We start from the raw sequence: 19,623 nt of genomic DNA on the forward strand, positions 1-19,623 counted from the left end.
TTTATGCTTGTATTGTCATCTTTTTAAGGATTCAACGTATTTATGTCGCCCACTTTTTTATTGAGTCCAACATTTTATGGGCAATATCTGAGGCGATTACATGTCTATTTTTGGTAAGTTATTTCGCTGGGAGCGGGGACGACAAAACACCGGTTACGATAAAATGTTATTGTGTGGTGCTATATGGCCAATACGGTTTGATACTTACCTCATTAAGTTCCCCGAAGGCAGTGAAATACCACCGCACACAGATAATGTCACGTCGGGTAAGCACTTTCGTTTAAATATAGTGTTAAAGCATGCCAAGGTAGGCGGAGAGTTTATTTGTTCAAACCCGATTTTTGAGACCAAACGCATCAAATTATTTCGCCCCGATACCTGTGAGCATCAAGTGTCTAAGATAGTAACAGGAAACCGCTACATACTGAGCATTGGCTGGATTAAAGGCTCTTAGCAGCTCTATTTCCACTAGCCTGCACTTAACGGCATATTCTCAATCACTTCGCATATAAATTGTTACACCTGAATTAAAACCTTAACTGTATATACAAACAGTATTTATGTTATGGTTTTAGACAATAATAATCCGACTCAAGGTAGAACTATGTTAAAGGACTTAGAACCCAACGCTCCAACAGACTTTGATTTCATTATTGGTGACTGGCAGGTAAAACACCGTCGTTTAAAACAAATTTTAAATAACTGTCAACAGTGGTATGAATTTGACGGGCAGTCTTCAACAGTCAAAACCCTTGGTGGCTTTGGTAACATTGAAGACAACCATCTTCATTTACCAGATACATCAATTAGGGCTAAAGCCATTCGCTCATTTAACCAAAGCACTGGTGAGTGGTCGATTTGGTGGCTTGATGGACGCAACCCGCATCATTTAGATAAGCCCGTTATTGGTAGGTTTGAAAATGGTATTGGCCACTTTTATACAGATGATACCTACAACGACATGCCAATTAAGGTTCGATTTATATGGAATTCAACCAATCCTAACGCACCAACGTGGGAACAAGCCTTTTCCTCTGATGATGGTGATACTTGGGAGATTAATTGGCAAATGGAATTCACACCAGCTTAGTAATAAATTACGCAAACCAACATTAATTAAGGCGTTTTTATGTTATAGCTGCTTCGGATACACTATTATTCGACGACTATTTTGGCGCAATTTATAAAGGAGAGGTAAATGCCACATTGCGTAATTGAGCATTCAGATAAAGTTGATGGCAATATGTTAATTGAAGCTGTTCATAAAGGGGCGTTAACGTCTGAATTATTTGAACCGACAGGCAGCGATATTAAAGTCAGAGCAACGGCATTTTCAAACTACAAAACAGGTGTTGTTGACCTTAAATTTGTGCATGTCACGCTTAAAATTTTATCCGGTCGCACAAGCGAACAAAAAGAAATGCTATCTAATACCGTATTAGATAAATTAAGCGACCTGTCACTTACAAACTGCTCTATCTCAGTGGAAGTGCAGGATATTGACCGTGCCAGCTATGCAAAAGTAATTGTATAACTCTTGTCACTTATTAAGCGAAACTGATGATGCTATGCCGATAAAGCTAAGCTCCAACAGTTTCGCTAAATTTGAAAAATTTCCCACTTATTACCTTCCCCACTTTCTTACCATTTTTTATTTCCGATTAAAAAAGAGAGCGAAAAGAACACCTAAAATGTAAGTAAACATTAATATTAACAGTGGGTTAAATATTAAGTTACAACCCTCGTCTAGGCTTAAATTGATGGAAGAATAACAATCAATGAGGAGTCAATCATGACCAAACAAAACCCCCATACGCAAAACGCAGAAGTTGATATGAACCCTATGCTGGATATTGTATTTATCCTGCTTATCTTTTTTATTGTCACCACCAGCTTTAATCGGCCAACTGCGCTTGATTTAAATCGCGTAAAAGAAAACAAACCTAGCCTTAGTCAAACTGTTACACCGCAATTTCAAATCACTAACGATAATCAGATATTGCTCAATAATAAGGTCATTGACGCGCAATCAATTGCTATAAATTTGGCCCGACTAGATGCTAATGGCGAGATTACAGCCATTTCAGTAGCTGCAGATAAAGAAAGCACACATAACACCTTAGTGCATTTGTTAAATGAAATAAAAGGCTACACCTCAGCGCCAGTATCACTTGGTAATTTACGATAAAACAAAAAAGGCTAACCATTGGTTAGCCTTTTTACAATCCTGTTGATATAGATTTCAACTCACGTAATTAGATTTAAAAATACTTCACCCACGCCCATTGTGTTGTTTTCTTAAAGTTTGAAAATAGTTGTGTGGGTTTATACAACAGAGCACCAAGTACAATTGAGATTAGCCATACTTGCCATACGTCATCAACACCGAAATAAACGCCCTTGTTAGTGCCAAATACTGCGACCAAAATTATATACATTACCAGCAACACATATAAGTGCAGTAAATAGAAAAACATGGGTGCAGAGCCAAAATAACGAAGCCATGTAAGCGCATGTACATCATACTTTTCAAGCATTGCGAGCACACAAAATGCCATGCCAAGCGTCAATAAAATAAAATCTAACGACGGCGGGTATTTAGTAAAGTTAATAAAGGATTGTAGTGAAAGTAGCCAATCAGATGAATACACCCAAGGTACTGGCTCACCATATACATTTAAGCCTCTTAGCAAAATTAACAGGGCAAAACATATTACTGTAAGCTTGAATAAAATTGATACACGCTCTGCTGCTTGTTTAGTTTCTGCAAATAAGGGCCCAAGTGCATAGCCTAAACAAATTACACCAACCCAAGGCAATGTTGGGTAAGATACTTTCACTTTAAAGCTTTCACTCATGTATAAGTATCCGCGATCATGCAGCACTGTCCATATTGAATAACCAAACTCATCGGGCGTAAATTCAATAAAATCAAGCGCGTTATGACCTGCAACAATAATTACACCAAGCAAACCAATTACTTTATGAGGCAATGCGGTTAATACCGCTAAACTTATCATACATAGCCCTATCGCCCAGATAACTTGCAGATAGAGCGCGTGATAACTGCCAAACCATGAAAAATTTACCAGTGTAATTTCAAGTAATATGAGAAAAGCCCCGCGTTTGAACAAAAACGAGCGCACATCTCTGGGCGCTTGGTTTATCGGGTTTGCATAAAGCCAAGCACTTAACCCAGTTAAAAATACAAAAATGGGAGCACAAAAATGGGCTAAAAAGCGTGTAAAAAAAAGCGCAGTGCTGGTTTCATCTAAGTTCATCGGATCAGCAACTTGATGATGTAAAAACACCCGTTCTCGCACATGGTCAACCAGCATTAATAAGATTACGATGCCACGTAAAATATCAATGGATGGCACGCGATTTTTTAAGTGTTGTAGGTGGTTTGTCATAATGGGGGATCGCCTAAAGCAAAAACAGTCTGAACAACATTATTCAGACTGTATCTATTTAACTAATCAATTAATCGCAAATTAAAATTGGTATTTTAAGCTCGCACTGTAATTGATTGGAGAGCCCGGCATAGTCCAAAGTTTGTGGTATGAGTTTTCAAAATACGCTTCGTTGAAAACATTATTTACATCTAACTTAAGCGTAAGTTGCGTGCTCAAATCAATGGCAGCGGACACATTCACAAGGGTATATGCAGGTAAAATGTAGTCAGGATCAGTCGTCTCACCTAAACGGTCGCCCACATAATTAACTGTCGCACCCACATAGCTGTCTTTACCCATTATCTGCGTGAAATGCCTTAACGATACATGCCCAACATGCTCAGCAATATTGATTAAACGTGAGCCTTTTGGAATGGGCACCCCCCAGTCAGAGTTAATCACATCATTTGCAGTTTTTGCATCGGTATATGCATATGCCAGCTCTAAATTGGTATTGTTCGTGAGTTCAGTAATTAAATTAAATTCAATACCTTGGCTTTCAACTTCACCTAACGTTGCTGATAACCCAGTATCTGGCTCTGCCGTTAGCATATTGGTTTTTTCAGCAGTAAATACGGCAATATTGCCCGAAAAGCGATTTGCAACATTGTGCCATTTTGCACCAACTTCTAATGATTTGGTTTCTTCCGGCTCGAATGCGTTCCTATCTGAATCGAGTCCTGGGTTAGGTCTAAATCCTTCAGCATAATTGGTAAATACATTCACATTTTCATTAATATCGTAAATGTAACCAAGGCGAGGTGAAAACTCAGTTTGATTGCGCGTTTGCACTGAGTCACTGCGTTTATTTAAAATTTCTTGGTCTAATTTATCAACTCGCACACCAAGTAATAACTTTGACTTTTCTGTTAAAGCCATTAGGTTCTGTGCGTACAGGCCAAGTCCTTTTTGCTCTTCTGCAGTTAGCGTTTTAGCCAATGGTTCTGGCTGAGGCTGTGTATAGTCAGGGTTGTTTGGATTAATTGAGTAAGTAGTATCACCTGAGCCCCACGCTGTGCGCCACACTTTATAATCTGTATCCAACTCAAAGTTATAGTAATCCATACCCACTAGCAGGTTATGTTTAATAGTTCCCGTTGCCAGTTCACCACTTAGTTCAAAACGTGCATTCATATCAAGCGCTTGATAATCGCGCTCACGGCGCTGGCGAGATAAGGTATTTGGGTCGGTATACACTAACTGGCGACCGCTAGATAACTCAGTATCAGACGATAACCCTTTAAACGACGAGTCACGATACGCGAAGCCTGAAAGTAAGTGCCAATTGTCATTAAGTTTATGATTAAGGACAAATTGATGACCTAACGCAGCGACTTTATGCGCACCATCACGAATATCACCATAAAAATCTTCGGCTTCAATTTCATCAAAATTATTGTTAAGAACATAAACGCCACGATCGAGTGGTTTTTTCTGATCTAGAATCTCCATTTCATAGCTTAATTTTGTGTTTTCTGACACATGCCATAATACCGAAGGCGATAAATGCAGACTTTCTAAAGTCACATGATCACGATGCGTGTCAGAATCTTCATAAGCACCATTAATGCGAAATGCACTCTCTTCATTGAAGCCATTGGTGTAATCAAATTCAATTTGCTTTTTATTAAAATTGCCTAAAGTGCCTTGTACATAGCCTTGCTTTTCAAATTGTGGCTTTTTGGTCACAATATTCACAGTGCCACCAGGCTCACCTTGACCATATAGTGCAGAGCCTGGCCCTTTCATTACTTCAATTGCTTGAATATTCGCCGTACTTCTATTGCCGTTATAACCACGAGAATTGAAGCCATTTACAAGGTAACCTGTTGGGTTATTTTCATCGCCTGAAAAACCCCTAATAGCAAAGCTATCAAACATACCACCTGAATTATTTTGTCGCACAATGCTAGGTGATAAGGACAATGCATCAATAAATCGAGTAATGCCCTCATTCTCAATTACATCAGCATTAATTTGATCAACTGCTTGTGGCATTTGAAATAAAGGTACATTACCTCGGTAAGGCTGCCAAAACTGCGTTATTTCGATGTGTTCAATATCGTTATTATTTGAAGTGTTTGGTGTATTAAGGTCTTGTGCAAATGCACTGTTAGAAGCAATAACCAGGGTAAATAAAAACTGCTTTTTCATGTAAAACTCTGAGCAAAGGGATTAATTTTATGTGATAGTATAACATTGCAAACAGCAGCGCTATGCTATTATTGAAAAAGCCACAACAAAGTTATTTTTTTGGTTAAATAACATCCAAATCATTTAATTATGTGCAAAGTTCAGCCTTGGTTAGCCAATTTAAACTTGGCCACAAATGAGAGGTAAAAAGAATCTTCCGTTATTGCCTTAAAGGTGGTTGTGGAAACGCTCAGCTAGCAACATAAAAAATGCAGCGTAATGTTTCGACGACATCGCTGCTGAAATGCCACCAGCTATGAGGTGAGAAAGCTTTGGTATATCAACAAAAAAGGCTAACCCATGGGTTAGCCTTAATGCTTGTAAAACCTTTGTTAGCTTGGAATAAACACTTTAACCACTAACCCCGATTGTCCATCACCACGGTTATGTAAACTCAGTTGCCCGTGATGCGCTTCGGCAATTTCGCGGCATAACGCAAGCCCTAAGCCACTGCCGCTTGCTTTGGTAGAATAAAACGGCACTAAGGCATTGGCCATTACGGTTTCGCTCATTCCGCGCCCTGCATCACTGACACTAATTAAGGTTCCTGCTTGCGTACCTGACTGTTTCGCTTCTATTCGTATTGTGATATCACGTAACTGAGAGTCAGATTCATGTGCATTTTTGAGTAAATTAATCAGCAACTGCGACAGTTGAATTTTATCTGCATAACAGGGAGTTTTTGGTAACTGCCCTTCAAGTTGAAATGACCATTCTTGGGCGACGCTTTCAAGTAACGCTTGCCACGCTACTTTTTCAAATTTAGGTTGAGGTAACTTGGCAAATTTACCATAACCCTGCACAAACTCGTTTAAGTGACTGATGCGCTCTTGCATTGTCGAAAAAACACGACCAAGCCTAGGCTCTTCAAGGTTTTGTGACAATAACTGGCCACTATGCAGCAACGACGACATAGGGCCAAGTGAGTTATTTAATTCATGGCTTATAATACGAATTACTTTTTTCCAAACAGCGACTTCTTGTCGGCTTAACTCGCGGGTTAATTGCTTAAAAATGTATAAGTGATGCAGGTGATTGTTAAGTAAGAACTGGCCGGTAGAAAGGTGCCACGTTTGCACTTCATCTGAGTCGTGTTTTAAATGAAATAAGCCATCACGCCCCGATTCCATTGCTTGTTTAATTTGCGCATGCGCCGTTTGGTAAAGGGCGTCACGTGTTAGCCCTTCAAGTCTTAAGTCACTGGCAAATAAACGGTTTGCACTTAAATTGCTAAACACAACATGATCTGTACTATCAATTAACACCAATGCCTGCGGTGACGATTGCAGTACTTTATCTAGCATCAATTCCCGTTGATAGATCCACTGCTTTTCTTGCCTAAGTTGCTCCGCTGTTTGGTTATAAATTTGGCATAAATGACCTAGTTCATCCTGTGCGCTATAGGCAAGTAAGCTTGAAAATTCACCGTCTTTAAAATTAAGTAAACCTGTCTCTAACGCTTGTATGCCTGAGTTAACCGATTGCGTCAATAACCCACTAACAATCCAGCCAACTGGCAGTGCAATGATTAACACCACAATGGTTTGCGTGCTTGTTGCATTTAGCAATAACAAAACGGGTATTAATACCAATGCAATACTCATTACAACGGCCAGTTGTAATTTAGTGCGGGTTGTGAGCCTTGAAAGGTATTTTTTCATAGTGATTAATAATCTATATCGAATTTTTGCAGGCGGCGATAAAGTGCTTGGCGAGACAAACCAAAATGACGCGCAACCTTAGCAATAACGCCCTGATATTCACGCATTGCATCTTCAATCTCAGCTTTATTGGGTTCTTTATTCTCTTTTACCTGTGCTTTAGCTTGGCTCTCCAATAAGCCAAAGTCGTTAAACACTAACGGGCCATTGGGGTTTAACACCGCGGCACGTTTACAGGCGTTTTCTAGTTCGCGCACATTGCCAGGCCATGAATAATCAAGTAGTGCTTGCTCTGTTGCAATGCCGATTTCACGCGCTGGCAAAAAGTGTTTAATCAGCGGCACGATATCATCTTTACGTTCGCAAAGCGGCGGTAAGCGCAGTTCAATAACATTAAGACGATAATACAAGTCTTCGCGAAAACGCCCCGCTTTTATATCAGACAGTAAATCCGCATTGGTTGCTGAAATCACCCGTACTTGCACTTTTTGCGTTGCCACTGAGCCTAAGCGTTCAAATTCGCCACTTTGTAACACACGCAACAGTTTCATTTGCCCTGAGGGGGGTAAATTACCAATTTCATCTAAAAATAAGGTGCCGCCGTCTGCCGCTTCAAACCGCCCTATTCGGTGTTTATTTGCGCCTGTGTACGCACCTGCTTCTGCGCCAAATAATTCTGCTTCAATCAAGTCGCTTGGCAACGCCCCTGCGTTAACTTTGACAAATGGCTGTGCGGCTAAATTGGAATTCAGTTGAATAATCTCTGCAATGCGCTCTTTACCACTGCCATTTGGGCCGGTAATTAATACCGATACATCGGATTTGGCCAGTTGTAATGCCATGTCTACCACTCGCTCCATGGCGGTGCTGGCAAAAATAAGGCCTGCTAGATTGGCATCTTGATGATGTGATTCGCGCTCATCTTGCTGGCGTGTAAAGGTGGCGTTATCTTGTTTGGCTTTACCAAGTTCGATGAGGTTAGCAACACTGGTTAAAAGCTTGCTATCATCCCACGGTTTAGCAATGTAATCTGCAGCGCCTGCTTTCACTAATTCAATGGCGGTTTCAAGCTCAGTCCATGCGGTAATTAAAATAATGGGTAAGTGCGGATTAAGTGCTCTTAGCGCATAAAATAAAGTACGCCCTTCCTCGCCTGAGGTGGTGTCGGCGGTAAAGTTCATATCTTGAATTGCCAAACTAATACGTTGATAACGTACAATTTGCTCGGCTTCAAAAGGCGTTGACGCGGTGACCACATCGTAACCATGGATCTCTAAAATAAGTGACAATGCTTCAAGTACAGCGGGGTTATCATCAATGACGAGAATTTTATCCATTTGTTTTTCTTTTTATAATTCATGCTACACCAACGTTTGCCAGTGTAGCATGAACTTTTAAGTAAGCGTTAAATCGTTCGGGTTGCAATACTTGGTGCAATATTCGCAGCACGCTTTGCAGGCCCAATCACGGCAAGCAAACTCATTGCAAACACCGCTACTGCGGTTACTGCTACATACCAATAAGATAGCGCTGGTACAGAATAGTGCGCCATTAACTGCTGCCCTAAAAATACCGCGCCACACACCCCAAGAACTAAACCAGCAATACAGATCAAACTGTTTTCAACCACAAAGTATTTGATAATGGCAGACTTACGGGCACCTAAAGCACGGCGAGTTCCAATTTGTTTCGTGCGCTTATTAATATTAAACAGCGTTAAACCAAAGATACCAAGGGCTGTTACCAGCACTAATACGCTAATTAAAATCACTAACATGCGCATCATTAGTAAGTCTTCCGCAACATAATCTGCTTTTTTCTTATCAAGCCCAGTTAAATCTTGAATAACACGCTTGGCGTAACTTTCATGCATTAGGTCTTCAATTTGCGTCATCACTTCAGCGCGACGACCGCTTTCAGTGCGAACTAAAAATTGGTGTAACTTGCTTGGGTCCAGCATTGGGATAATCACAGATTTATCTTTACGCTCTTCCAGTTTCAGCCAAGGTCCCTTCATCATGCCAATAATACCTACTATGGTCAGGGGTTTATCGCCTGTATAAATGGTTTTACCTAGGCCATCACCGTCTGGGTACAGTTCATCCATTAACGCCTTAGTTGCCAGTGCAACATTTGGGTACTTTGTAAAGTCTCGGTTTATTACCACTTCTTCTTGGGTAAAATTGCGACCAGCGATAAGGTTAACACCTAAGGTATTGAGACCATGTTCATCGGTTTCAAAATAACTGGCGTTCACTGACTTGGATTTTTCAGGCACAGGTTTTAGCCTAAAACTCGTTGATGAGCCGCCACCCGAGAGCGGAATTGCACTAATTTGCACGGCATCCACCACACCCGGTAATTGACGGATGCGATCTTCATCAAGTTCAATTTGTTGAATTAAGTCAACGTCGGTACCAAAAGTCATCACATTGAATTTAAATATGTTTTCTTCTTCATAACCGGTTGGTTGATTTAAATAATTAATGCGATCGTTAATAATAAATGCCGCATTACTGACAATTGCAGTGGTAATTGCAATTTGAATTAACAGTAGCAACGCCCCCACTTTTGAACGTAGTAGCGCATTGATTATTGGTTTAATTTCTAACATGATGCGCTCCTTATTGGGTTTTTAAATAGGTTGACGGTGTCGTTCTACACACCAACCACGCTGGGTAAATACCTGCAAGAATACAGGCTGAAATAGCAATAATGGGTGCCGTCATAAGCATGCTAATGTCCATATTTGCGAGGCTTTCGTAGTAGCTATAGCTTTGGCGAATACCCAGTAAGCCTAATTGCGCAACCAAAATACCAAGCACACCACCAAACAAACCCAACATGCCAACTTCAACAATGTGTTGATAGAACACTTGGCGTTTACTTGCCCCAAGTGCACGGCGCACACCCACTTCAGGTGCACGGCGTAAAAACTTCGCCAATAACAAACCCAAAATATTTGCAAGGCATACAGCCAAAAACATAAAGCTTAGCGCTACCATAATTTTGTTGTCTTCGTTAACGACTTGGCGGTAAATAATCCACTCATTCACATCGCGCAGTTTGAACTCTGGTTGCTCACGGGTAAAGCGACCAAGCTTTTTCTGATCCAGAATATAATTTGTGATGTAGTCAGAATACGCCTGCTTTTCGCTGTCATTATTCAGCTGAACCCAAAACTGTAACCATACTTTTTCTGATTCCAACTTATCGTTAAACACTTTTACAGGCTCATGCTTCCAGCCATTGGTGTTACCCCAGGTATTAAGTTCATGTGCTTTAATCAAACTAAACGGAATAAAAATTTGTTCAGGGTCGTTAAATGCACCATTGTTTGGGTCATAATATTTTACGTGTAACTGCCAATCTTGAATCACCCCAACAACTCGCATACTTAAGTCATCAAGATACAATGTTTGGCCTACACCATTATCTGTACCAAACAGCTTTTTACTCATTGTTTCTGAGATAACCACGACCGGCGCCGCATTTTGCTCTTGCTCAAGGCTCCAAACACCGCCATGCAAAAACGTTAAATTAAACATCTCAAAGGCGTCACGTGATGTAACCCGTGCAGTTTCTAAAAAAGGCTTTATTTTGTCAGAGTTTAAATGCACCGAAAAACCTGTTTTCATTAGTGCTGCACGTTTATATGGCAAATCAGCGTTCAATAGATGGTCGGTATCTTTATAAGTTAACTGATACGGAATACTGTCAGGTGAAAACCAGGTTTCGCCTTCATCCATGCTTTGTAATTGCACTGCAAACAGTTGACTGCTTTTGTTTGGGATGGGATCCATCGACATCATGTGGTAAACCGACAAACTGGTCATGGTAACCCCAATACCAATGGCGATTGCCATTACCATCAGTACACTTACCAGTGGCGTGCGCTTAAAGCTTCGCCAACTTAAATCAATATAATGGCTAAACATGGTTACGCTCCCACAGCCACATTTGGCTTACCCTGATACAAGGTAAAATCAGCAAGTTGACCATCAACCACTTGGATATTGCGCGGTGCACGTCGCGCCAGTTCCGCATCGTGTGTCACCATCACAATGGTGGCGCCATCACGGTTAATTTGTTCTAGTAGCTCCATCACCTGACGTGCCATTAAACTGTCTAAATTACCTGTTGGTTCGTCGGCAAGTAAAAAGCGTGGTTCGCCAGCCAGTGCGCGCGCAATGGCAACACGCTGTTGCTGACCACCAGAGAGTTGTTGCGGTAAGTGCTTAGCACGGCTTGCAAGACCAACCTGCTCTAAGCATTGTTCAATACGACGCTTACGTTCAGCCGCTTTAATGCCTCGATAACGCAGTGGCACTTCAACATTTTCATATAAATTAAGGTCTGGAATTAAGTTAAAACCCTGAAAGATAAAACCAATCTTTTGGTTACGTAAATCGGCACGTTGGTTATCGTTAAGCTTGCCGACATCAATGCCATCCAGTAAGTATTCACCACTTGAGAACGGCTCTAACATTCCCGCAATATTTAAAAAGGTTGTTTTACCTGAGCCCGATGGCCCAGTAACCGCTATAAATTCGCCTTCTTCTACGTTTAAATTAAAGTCTCTAAGCGCATGCGTTTGTACCATTTCTGTTTGATACACCTTGCTAATATTATTCATTTTTAACATGTTGTTTTCCTTTTTATCCTGTTGTCTTGATGCACCGCTTAGCGCAGTAAAATTGCATCTGCATTTTTAAATGTGTCGTAATTTGAAATGATGATTTGATCGCCTGTCTTGAGACCTGCCAGAATTTCTACGCTGTTGATGCTGGTAACACCGGTATTAATTTCAACGCGCTCAGCCACGTCTTCATTTACTTTGTAAGCCACATAACCCCCCGCATTTAGAAAGCTGCCACGTTTTACCATCAGCACATCATCACGGTTTTCAAGTAAGATGCGGCCAGATAAACGCTGATTTTGACGAATGTTACTAATATCGTTTTTGGCAAAACGTACACGCGTGGTCACTTCTCGGTTGTTAACCTCCGGCGAAATCGCAGACAGCGTGCCTTTAATTTGCTCAGAGCCAATTTTAAGTTCGACCTCCATGCCAATGCCTAAGTCATTTGCATAACTTTCAGGTACTTGCAACTCAGCTTCAAACGCAGACAAATCAACTAAGGTAAGCAGTGCTTGGTTCTTATTTACCAGCGCTTTTGGCTGCACCAGTAAGTTACCCACAATGCCTGATACACTGGCTTTTACACTGAGATTACTTACCTGACGCATCAATTCATCGACAACTAATTGCTGACGCACCACCTGACTTTTCGCAGATTGCAGCTCAAACGCCAAAGTGTCTTTTGCAAGGGCAACTTCTTGCTCTGCATGTTTAAAGGTAAGTTGTGCTTTAGCAAGATCATCGACTGCTTTTTCTAAATCAATTTGGCTAATTAAGCGCTTTTCAATCGAAATTTTAGCGCGGCGATTTTCTCTTTCAGCGGCGTTAAGTTCAACTTGTGCTAAATCTAAGGTTTTTGCCAGCGCTAGCGCTTGACGACGAGCATCGAGCTCGCTTCTGGCAAGCTCGCCTTGTAACCTAGCAAGCTCAGATTCTTGTTGTTTCAGGTTGTTATTAAGCTCTGGGCTTTCAACTTCAGCAATCACTTGACCTTTTTCCACCGTATCGCCGGCTTTAACATTCAAGGTTACAAAACCTTGCTCTGGGCTATACGCTTTTGGTGCATTGGCTGCGACAATTTTGCCGGTTGCGGATATGTCGCGCACCAAGTCACCTTTGATGACTGTGGCTATTTTTAATTGTGCTTTATTAACCGACACGGTGGCAGTATCAGAGTTGATCATTGCAAACCCTGTCCATGTAATAACTGCAAGTACGCCTGTTAGTAGTAATGCTGGTTTTACAAAATTCGGTTTTTGTTTAACAACCTGATCTTGTGCGCTGGTATCTCTGATCATCTTACTTCCTTAAATACGATGGTTGTGTTCAAAAACACGGATCAATAACGACGCCGCTAACATCAGCATCGGTACAATAAAAAAACTGGACACTAAAACCATTGTTTTATTCCTTAATAGTGAACTACCTAGAATAAATACCAGTTGTGTGCCAATTTTATAAAACCAATACTTTCAAAGAGTTAAGGTTTTAGTAGGAAATAACAGCCTGTCCGCGGACATAAAAAGTGTCCGCAGCGGACACTTTTTAAATTGTTTGAAGCGAGTATGAAATAACGCCCTTACGTTATTTCAAAACCTATTGAGCAGAGAAGATAAACTCTTGGTTAAACTTATTATTCGCATTCATCACAGCCAACACCATAAATACGAAACAGTTTAAATAGGGTTATTTTACATATCATTGAGTGAAATTAGGCCCTACGCACATATTAGATGCCAAGCTTTAGAAGCGGCATCACACTGTTTTTATCATCTGACCACATCGCTAAATTTTGGCGATTGCTTGGCTTGATAATCTTATCAGCCGTAACAGCTAACTTTGCCATTAATGTTGTGTTTTTAGTGAGTACAACCCACTTAGAGGCGAATTCAGTGGCACTATTAGTTTGATAATCAAAAACCATTAGCGGTTTGTTTAACCTGTTTGCATGTGCAGTTATCACAGGCATCAAATCAATGTGGTTGTTGGAAATATGTAAAATTAGCGCCCCTTTCTCTGAAAGCCTTTGCCAATAAAGATTAAACGCCTCATGAGTTAGCAAGTGTGTTGGAATAACATCACTGGTGAATGCATCGATGACAATGGCATTTCGTAATGGCAGTTCCGTTTTTGCTTCCTTTGCTAACAATAAGCGGCCATCGCCAAGTTCAATATTAAGCGTTGCTTGGCTATTTTGCAGATACGAAAAGTGTTGTGTCGCCATCCGATAAACAGCAGGGTTTATCTCATAAAACGTAATGGTGTCATTGTCGCCCACAAGCTTAGCCATAGCCCCAACACCAAGACCAATCACACCTATGTTTAAAGGCTCAATCTGTTTTATTGCTTTGAGTGTTTCAGCCACACCTGTCGAGGCATGATAATAGTCTTTACTGCCCGCTAAATTACGTCCAAGCAATTCACTACCATGTACGGTTGTGCCATCGACTAGTCGGCGCTCCGCAAGATGGCCTGTTTTAATATCTTTTACTGCAACGTACCCATAAAAGTTTCGCGCTGTGTCGATATTAAACTGGTTAAATAGACTATTTAACCAAATAAAGCTCATTACAATCGAAAGCGAACAAGTCGATAATGCTAAGCTTTTTACACTGAACTGATAGTGTTTTATTAATGGCGTTATAAACAACAAAAACGTCAAAATTAATGCGATTGGGTATTCCCATAATTGCGTAAATAGATTTGGAGCCACAAGGCTTGCGAAGATACTGCCTAAGGCACCTCCAAATGCAATGCACATGTAAAATTCTGTCATTCTTAATTTTTCTGGCGCACTTTGTCGTAAACGAGCGTGACAAAAGCCACAACAAATAATCAGAATTAAGTTATACATCACTAACTGGGCTAATGTATTGAGCTGTCCGCCAACAAAATACATCATTTGTCCTGCAATCATTGCAAACAGCATAGCTGCCAACCAATACATATTTGCGGTGTTAGTTCGCAATGTAAAACAGAAAATATATGTCACTAGATACAAAACCAGGGGCATTAACCAAATGAGCGGCATCGGCGGGATATTAGTACTGATCATTTGTGTGGTAGCCACTAAACACATAGAGCTGGCAGCTGAAAGTGCAACCCAATAAACCGTTTTAGCATTTAATTTGACCTGATACCTGACGAAATGACTGCCAGCGGTGCCTGTTTGTTTTAGCTGTTTGTGTAACGAAAATAACAATGCAGCAAACCCACAGGCTAGCAACATCAATGTAATAAGCCACAGCTGTTTTTGCTGAGATAGGGCAAAATTAGCCTCAATCAACAATGGGTAAGTTAATAGCGCAAGCAGCGAACCACTATTAGAAAACGAATACCAAGAATATGGCACTGCCTTATTATAAACCTCACTATACCAGCGCTGAAGTAATACACTGGTTGCACTTAACAGAACAAACACGAGCCCTATCTGCACTATCAAATTAGCAATTACCAACAGAGCAGGTGATAAAAAGCTAGCATCGATACCGGCATTAAAATTAAACGTAATTAACAGTGCAACAAACAATAAACTCATGTGCGTTATCGCTTGTTTATTAAAAGGTAAGCGTGCGAGCAAATGGGCATAAATATAACCCAGTAATAATGCACTTTGAAAAAAGCATAAACTAGCAGACCAAATTGAAGCACCACCACCAAACAAGGGTAACAATGCTTTGGTTTGCATAGGTTGAACTTGAAATAATAAAAATGCACTGAAAAAAATAATTAAAATGAATAAAATACGAGTCATTGCTTTGTTGTGTAATTTAAACGTGCAACAACGGTGTCATTTTTTTCTTTTTAGGCGCAATGGGGTTACCCTATAGTTTACCTTAAGAAAACCTTAAGCATTGAATAATAATAATTTTTTGGAGTTACTTTGAGTAAGTTTGAGATTGGCGAATTTGCTGTCGATGTTACCCGCTGTCAAATAGTATCACGGGAAGAATGCACAACCATCGAACCAAAAGTCATGGATGTTCTCAAAATACTTTATGAAAATAAGGGTGAAGTGGTTAGTCAAGAAACCATTTTTAACGCGGTTTGGCCACGCGCAACTTTTAGCCCAAGTTCCGTGCAAAGAAGTATCGCTATTCTTAGAAAAGCTTTAAAAGAAGATGCCAAAAATCCAAGGTTTATTATTACGCATCCAAAACGTGGTTACAGCCTTAGCTTACCAACACCAATCACTAACCAAAGTAAAACGCCCCGATCACATTGGCACCTTTTCACCTTTGCTTTGATAACATTGATTGTCGCGGGTGTTGGTTTGTTAAGCACACACTCAACCTCTGTGCAAACTGAGTTCAACTTGCTAAGACCGATTAATTCACTCGAAAGTAATGAATTTAGCTTTGTACTTTCGCCCTCTGGTGAGCACATTGCGTTTATTCGTGAAATTGACAATAAGCAAAGTATTTGGCTTAAAAACTTAGCAACAGGCGAAGAAGTTGTATTGCTTCAAGACCAGGTGTATACGCAACTTGGCTGGCACCCACTTGGCAATGCCCTTGCATTTGTAACCAATCAAGAAAACACCCAACAACTTGGCTATGTGACATTCGACCCAATCACCCTAGCACCGTTAGAACGCACTCAAGTGATGTCCTTTACCGAGCACCGCGTTTCAAGCCACAACCTCGCTTGGGCAGATAACCATAAAATTTACTTTGTTGAGCGACATCTTAAAAATAATGACACCCAACTAAGTACCATTGATTTAACCACTAAACAAAAACAGGTTATTTATTCAAGCCAAGGGCAAGATTGGCTGTTAGTCCATGCTTTATCACCTGATCAAAACACCATAGCGCTCGGATTTGAGGCTGGACAAAACAACTATCGCATTGACTTAATCAACCTAACGACCAATCAAGTATCAACGCTTGCAACCATTGATGATGGTTTAAGTGGGCTTAGTTGGCATCCCAATGGCGAGCACTTACTGCTTAGTAAACGCCATCAATTGCTTACCGTTTCTTTAGCTGGTGAGATCAATCACATTGCATTTAACAATTTTAAAATCGTAAGAGACGCTCAGTACAATAAACTTGGTGATGAAATACTGCTAGAACAAGTCGCAGTTGATGTGGATATTATTGCTGCAAAGCGTGATGCGTTGAATACCTTTGAGACCTTAGTGAACACGTCATCTATTGATTTTTTACCAGTCTACTCGCCCGCTGGTGATAAGTTTGTGTTTGAGTCTCACCGGTTTGGCCAAAAGCAATTGTTTTTGTACTTCAACAACCAACAAACCCTGTTATTTGATAATCCAAATAACCATGAGTTATTTGGTGTGGTATGGAACAAGCAAGGAGACAAAATTTTCACCGCGAGCAAAGACACCGTATTTCGCATTGACATCAATACGCGCAACGTTGAAACCATTACTAATCCGCACCATTCATTTTATTTACGAGACGTGTTTAGTGACAACACACAACTACTTGTTTCTTACCGAGACAACAGTGGCACCACCCATCACCCTGCGATATTTAACTTAGAAACAGGTAGCTTAACGCCATTCCAAGCTGATGGTAAGAAGTTAAGTTGTTCGGCATTAAGTCTCGATCAGCATGACAGAATCTACTTCTCAAATGGGCAAACGGTTTACAGGGTGAACAATGGTGAGTTTGATGCGCTTTGGCAATCGGCTAGCAAGGACATCATTGGCTTGACAGTAAATAAAGACACCCTTCATGTTACCCATGAATCAAACGGAGAATATCACCTCAGTGAGCACAACATTCTCACCGAGAAAACCAGCCGTGTAAAAATTGGCGACAATAAAGGGAAAATGTTGATAAACGCGTCACCTCATTACGAAACATTTTTATATTTAACCGAGCCAAAACGTAAGAAGTCACTGGTTCGTTTGTTATAAAGCTAAGCCACCTGTTACTAACTGGCTAACCACTTTTTAAACTCGCTAGTACGTGTTTTGCTGGTGATCAGAGGCTCGTTAATATGATTAAGATTTACTGCGAGCGTTTCTTTGCCATAGTTTTCAAATGAAGTTACAAAGTGAATATTCACAATATCACTACGATTCAGTCTGAAAAAGTGCTCGGGGTTAAGCTCGGCTTCAAGCTCGGTCATTGAATTGCCAGACAATAAGTGATGATTGCCTGCATTATCGTATGCCGAAAGTACACCAGAGGCAGCGCGAATACATACCACATCTTCTACATTTAAAATGCTTACGGCATTGGCGTGTTTTAGTAAAAAACGCGATTTATAGCGCTTTGTACTTTGATTTTGGATTAGCTGCTTGGTTTGAGTTAAATTTGCTTTTAACGACTCATAATTTGTCATTGCGCTTGTAAAGCGCTTATAGGTAAAGGGCTTTAATAAATACGCGATACCTTGGTTATCGAAAGCCTGGGTCCAAAACGCGTTATACGAGGTCGTAAAAATAACAGGGCAAGGTAAATCAATTTCTTCAAAGGCGTTAAATACTTGGCCATCGAGCAATTCAATGTCAGAAAAAATCAGGTCAACTTCAGGTTCAGTTTGAAAAAACGCAATGACATCGGCAACCTTGTCGCATATTTTTAGCACATTAGCATTGGCATCAAAGCGCGTGACGTAATTAACCAGTTTTTCCGCCGCCAGCGGCTCGTCTTCAATAATGACAATATTCATGCTACTTAAACTCCAAGAGGCAATGTGAGTGAAAAACAACCGTTTCTTTCATCTACTAAAATTGATTGGTTAAAAATGGCTTGGCACTGGGCATTTAAATGCGTCAAACCGATTTTGCTCGAGTGTGCTTTAAATTCTTTTAAGCGAAGCGGGTTTGTAATTACGATGCAATCACTTTGGATATCTATCGTGATCTCAAGCGGGTTATCGCTACTCGCTGCATTATGTTTTACCACATTTTCAATGGCAAGTTGCAGTGCGCACGGAATAATTTCTGCTGTATTTCTCCCCTCGCCTTGTGTCACATTGAGCGTGTAAGCACCATTAAAGCGCGTATTGATAAGTGCCATATAATGGTTAGCAAACGCCAATTCATGGCTAAGTGGCACTAAATTTTTTGATTTATGTTCAAGAATATAACGATAAATATCACTGAACTGGGCTAAATATTCTTCTGCCTCATCGGGATCTTTCACAATTAAGGCCGACAATACATTTAAGTTATTAAATAAAAAATGTGGGTCGATATGTTGTTGCAGGGTTTTTACTTGGCTATCGAGTAACGCTTTTTCTTTTTTAGCCAATATTAACTGCTGCCCTTGTAACCGAGTAACCAACTCAAAAGCCAGCGAATACGCGCCTATTAAAGCATGTAATAACGCGTTCATGCCAAGCGTTGCAATCATATGCATCGTATCGATTTTTTGAATACCAATAACAGTTTCAAGCGCTAAAACAAGGGCTGTAACTAAGCTACTAAACACTAAGTTGCTGGCAAAAAACACCTTAGCAATATGCATGGTTATTGAGCTATTACCTTGTTTGATAACATGGTAAATCTTGAGGGTTAACCATTGCGCAATCACGCACTGTAAAAAAATCCAAAAAGGGGCATCTAAATGAATATTAAGATTTTGCCCTTTGGGTGTTGTTAATAGTGCTGCATAAAGCACTATTAACAACGAAAATACAAATAGAACCAGATAGTTAATTGCCTTTGGCACGCGCGTATTCCTATTTT

The 19,623-nt window shown here is 40.4% G+C and carries 16 protein-coding genes; 5 read left to right on the forward strand and 11 right to left on the reverse strand.

The window, feature by feature from the left end; genetic code table 11:
• Positions 1–100: 100 nt before the first annotated feature.
• The 4 genes from OM33_RS19755 to OM33_RS19770 all read left to right on the forward strand — a co-directional run bounded on the left by OM33_RS19755 (position 101) and on the right by OM33_RS19770 (position 2,188).
• Positions 101–454, forward strand: a complete 354-nt coding sequence (locus OM33_RS19755; protein ID WP_040136151.1) for a 2OG-Fe(II) oxygenase family protein — start codon at positions 101–103, stop codon at positions 452–454.
• 150 nt (positions 455–604) lie between these two features.
• Positions 605–1,090 carry a hypothetical protein gene (locus OM33_RS19760; protein WP_040136153.1) on the forward strand — a complete coding sequence of 162 codons (486 nt, stop codon included), beginning with the start codon at positions 605–607 and terminating at the stop codon, positions 1,088–1,090.
• A 108-nt stretch (positions 1,091–1,198) separates the two neighbouring features.
• Positions 1,199–1,534 (forward strand): 5-carboxymethyl-2-hydroxymuconate Delta-isomerase, encoded by a 336-nt coding sequence (locus tag OM33_RS19765; protein ID WP_040136155.1) that lies wholly within the window; start codon positions 1,199–1,201, stop codon positions 1,532–1,534.
• Positions 1,535–1,792: 258 nt separating this feature from the next.
• Positions 1,793–2,188 carry an ExbD/TolR family protein gene (locus tag OM33_RS19770; protein WP_040136157.1) on the forward strand — a complete coding sequence of 132 codons (396 nt, stop codon included), beginning with the start codon at positions 1,793–1,795 and terminating at the stop codon, positions 2,186–2,188.
• Between the two features lie 73 nt (positions 2,189–2,261).
• On the opposite strand, the gene OM33_RS19775 is transcribed toward OM33_RS19770, so the two are convergent.
• The 9 genes from OM33_RS19775 to OM33_RS19815 all read right to left on the reverse strand — a co-directional run bounded on the left by OM33_RS19775 (position 2,262) and on the right by OM33_RS19815 (position 15,639).
• Complete coding sequence (locus tag OM33_RS19775) at positions 2,262–3,413, reverse strand: DUF1624 domain-containing protein (protein WP_040136158.1); 1,152 nt, start codon at positions 3,411–3,413, stop codon at positions 2,262–2,264.
• A gap of 81 nt (positions 3,414–3,494) precedes the next feature.
• Entirely contained in the window at positions 3,495–5,609 is a 2,115-nt protein-coding gene (locus OM33_RS19780) for a TonB-dependent siderophore receptor (RefSeq protein WP_040136160.1), read from the reverse strand.
• Between the two features lie 371 nt (positions 5,610–5,980).
• The gene (locus OM33_RS19785) at positions 5,981–7,309 is read right to left on the reverse strand and encodes a sensor histidine kinase (protein WP_040136162.1); all 1,329 of its coding nucleotides are present in this window, start codon (positions 7,307–7,309) and stop codon (positions 5,981–5,983) included.
• Between the two features lie 5 nt (positions 7,310–7,314).
• Positions 7,315–8,646: a sigma-54-dependent transcriptional regulator gene (locus OM33_RS19790; RefSeq protein WP_040136164.1), complete on the reverse strand. Its 1,332-nt coding sequence runs from the start codon at positions 8,644–8,646 to the stop codon at positions 7,315–7,317.
• Positions 8,647–8,714: 68 nt separating this feature from the next.
• Positions 8,715–9,923 carry an ABC transporter permease gene (locus tag OM33_RS19795; RefSeq protein WP_040136166.1) on the reverse strand — a complete coding sequence of 403 codons (1,209 nt, stop codon included), beginning with the start codon at positions 9,921–9,923 and terminating at the stop codon, positions 8,715–8,717.
• Between the two features lie 10 nt (positions 9,924–9,933).
• Complete coding sequence (locus OM33_RS19800; RefSeq protein ID WP_040136168.1) at positions 9,934–11,247, reverse strand: ABC transporter permease; 1,314 nt, start codon at positions 11,245–11,247, stop codon at positions 9,934–9,936.
• Between the two features lie 2 nt (positions 11,248–11,249).
• Positions 11,250–11,954: an ABC transporter ATP-binding protein gene (locus OM33_RS19805; protein ID WP_040136169.1), complete on the reverse strand. Its 705-nt coding sequence runs from the start codon at positions 11,952–11,954 to the stop codon at positions 11,250–11,252.
• A gap of 38 nt (positions 11,955–11,992) precedes the next feature.
• On the reverse strand, positions 11,993–13,249 hold the full coding sequence (locus OM33_RS19810; RefSeq protein ID WP_040136171.1) for an efflux RND transporter periplasmic adaptor subunit: 1,257 nt from the start codon (positions 13,247–13,249) through the stop codon (positions 11,993–11,995).
• Positions 13,250–13,680: 431 nt separating this feature from the next.
• On the reverse strand, positions 13,681–15,639 hold the full coding sequence (locus OM33_RS19815) for a spermidine synthase (protein ID WP_234402744.1): 1,959 nt from the start codon (positions 15,637–15,639) through the stop codon (positions 13,681–13,683).
• Positions 15,640–15,834: 195 nt separating this feature from the next.
• Here OM33_RS19815 and OM33_RS19820 point away from each other — a divergent pair, with 195 nt between their 5' ends.
• Positions 15,835–17,841 carry a winged helix-turn-helix domain-containing protein gene (locus OM33_RS19820; protein WP_040136175.1) on the forward strand — a complete coding sequence of 669 codons (2,007 nt, stop codon included), beginning with the start codon at positions 15,835–15,837 and terminating at the stop codon, positions 17,839–17,841.
• 17 nt (positions 17,842–17,858) lie between these two features.
• On the opposite strand, the gene OM33_RS19825 is transcribed toward OM33_RS19820, so the two are convergent.
• On the reverse strand, positions 17,859–18,602 hold the full coding sequence (locus OM33_RS19825) for a LytR/AlgR family response regulator transcription factor (RefSeq protein ID WP_040136177.1): 744 nt from the start codon (positions 18,600–18,602) through the stop codon (positions 17,859–17,861).
• 5 nt (positions 18,603–18,607) lie between these two features.
• Positions 18,608–19,606, reverse strand: coding sequence for a sensor histidine kinase (locus tag OM33_RS19830; RefSeq protein WP_040136179.1), 999 nt, complete (start codon positions 19,604–19,606; stop codon positions 18,608–18,610).
• Between the last annotated feature and the right edge of the window lie 17 nt (positions 19,607–19,623).

This window comes from Pseudoalteromonas piratica, assembly GCF_000788395.1.
GTDB classification, from domain to species: Bacteria; Pseudomonadota; Gammaproteobacteria; order Enterobacterales; family Alteromonadaceae; genus Pseudoalteromonas; species Pseudoalteromonas piratica.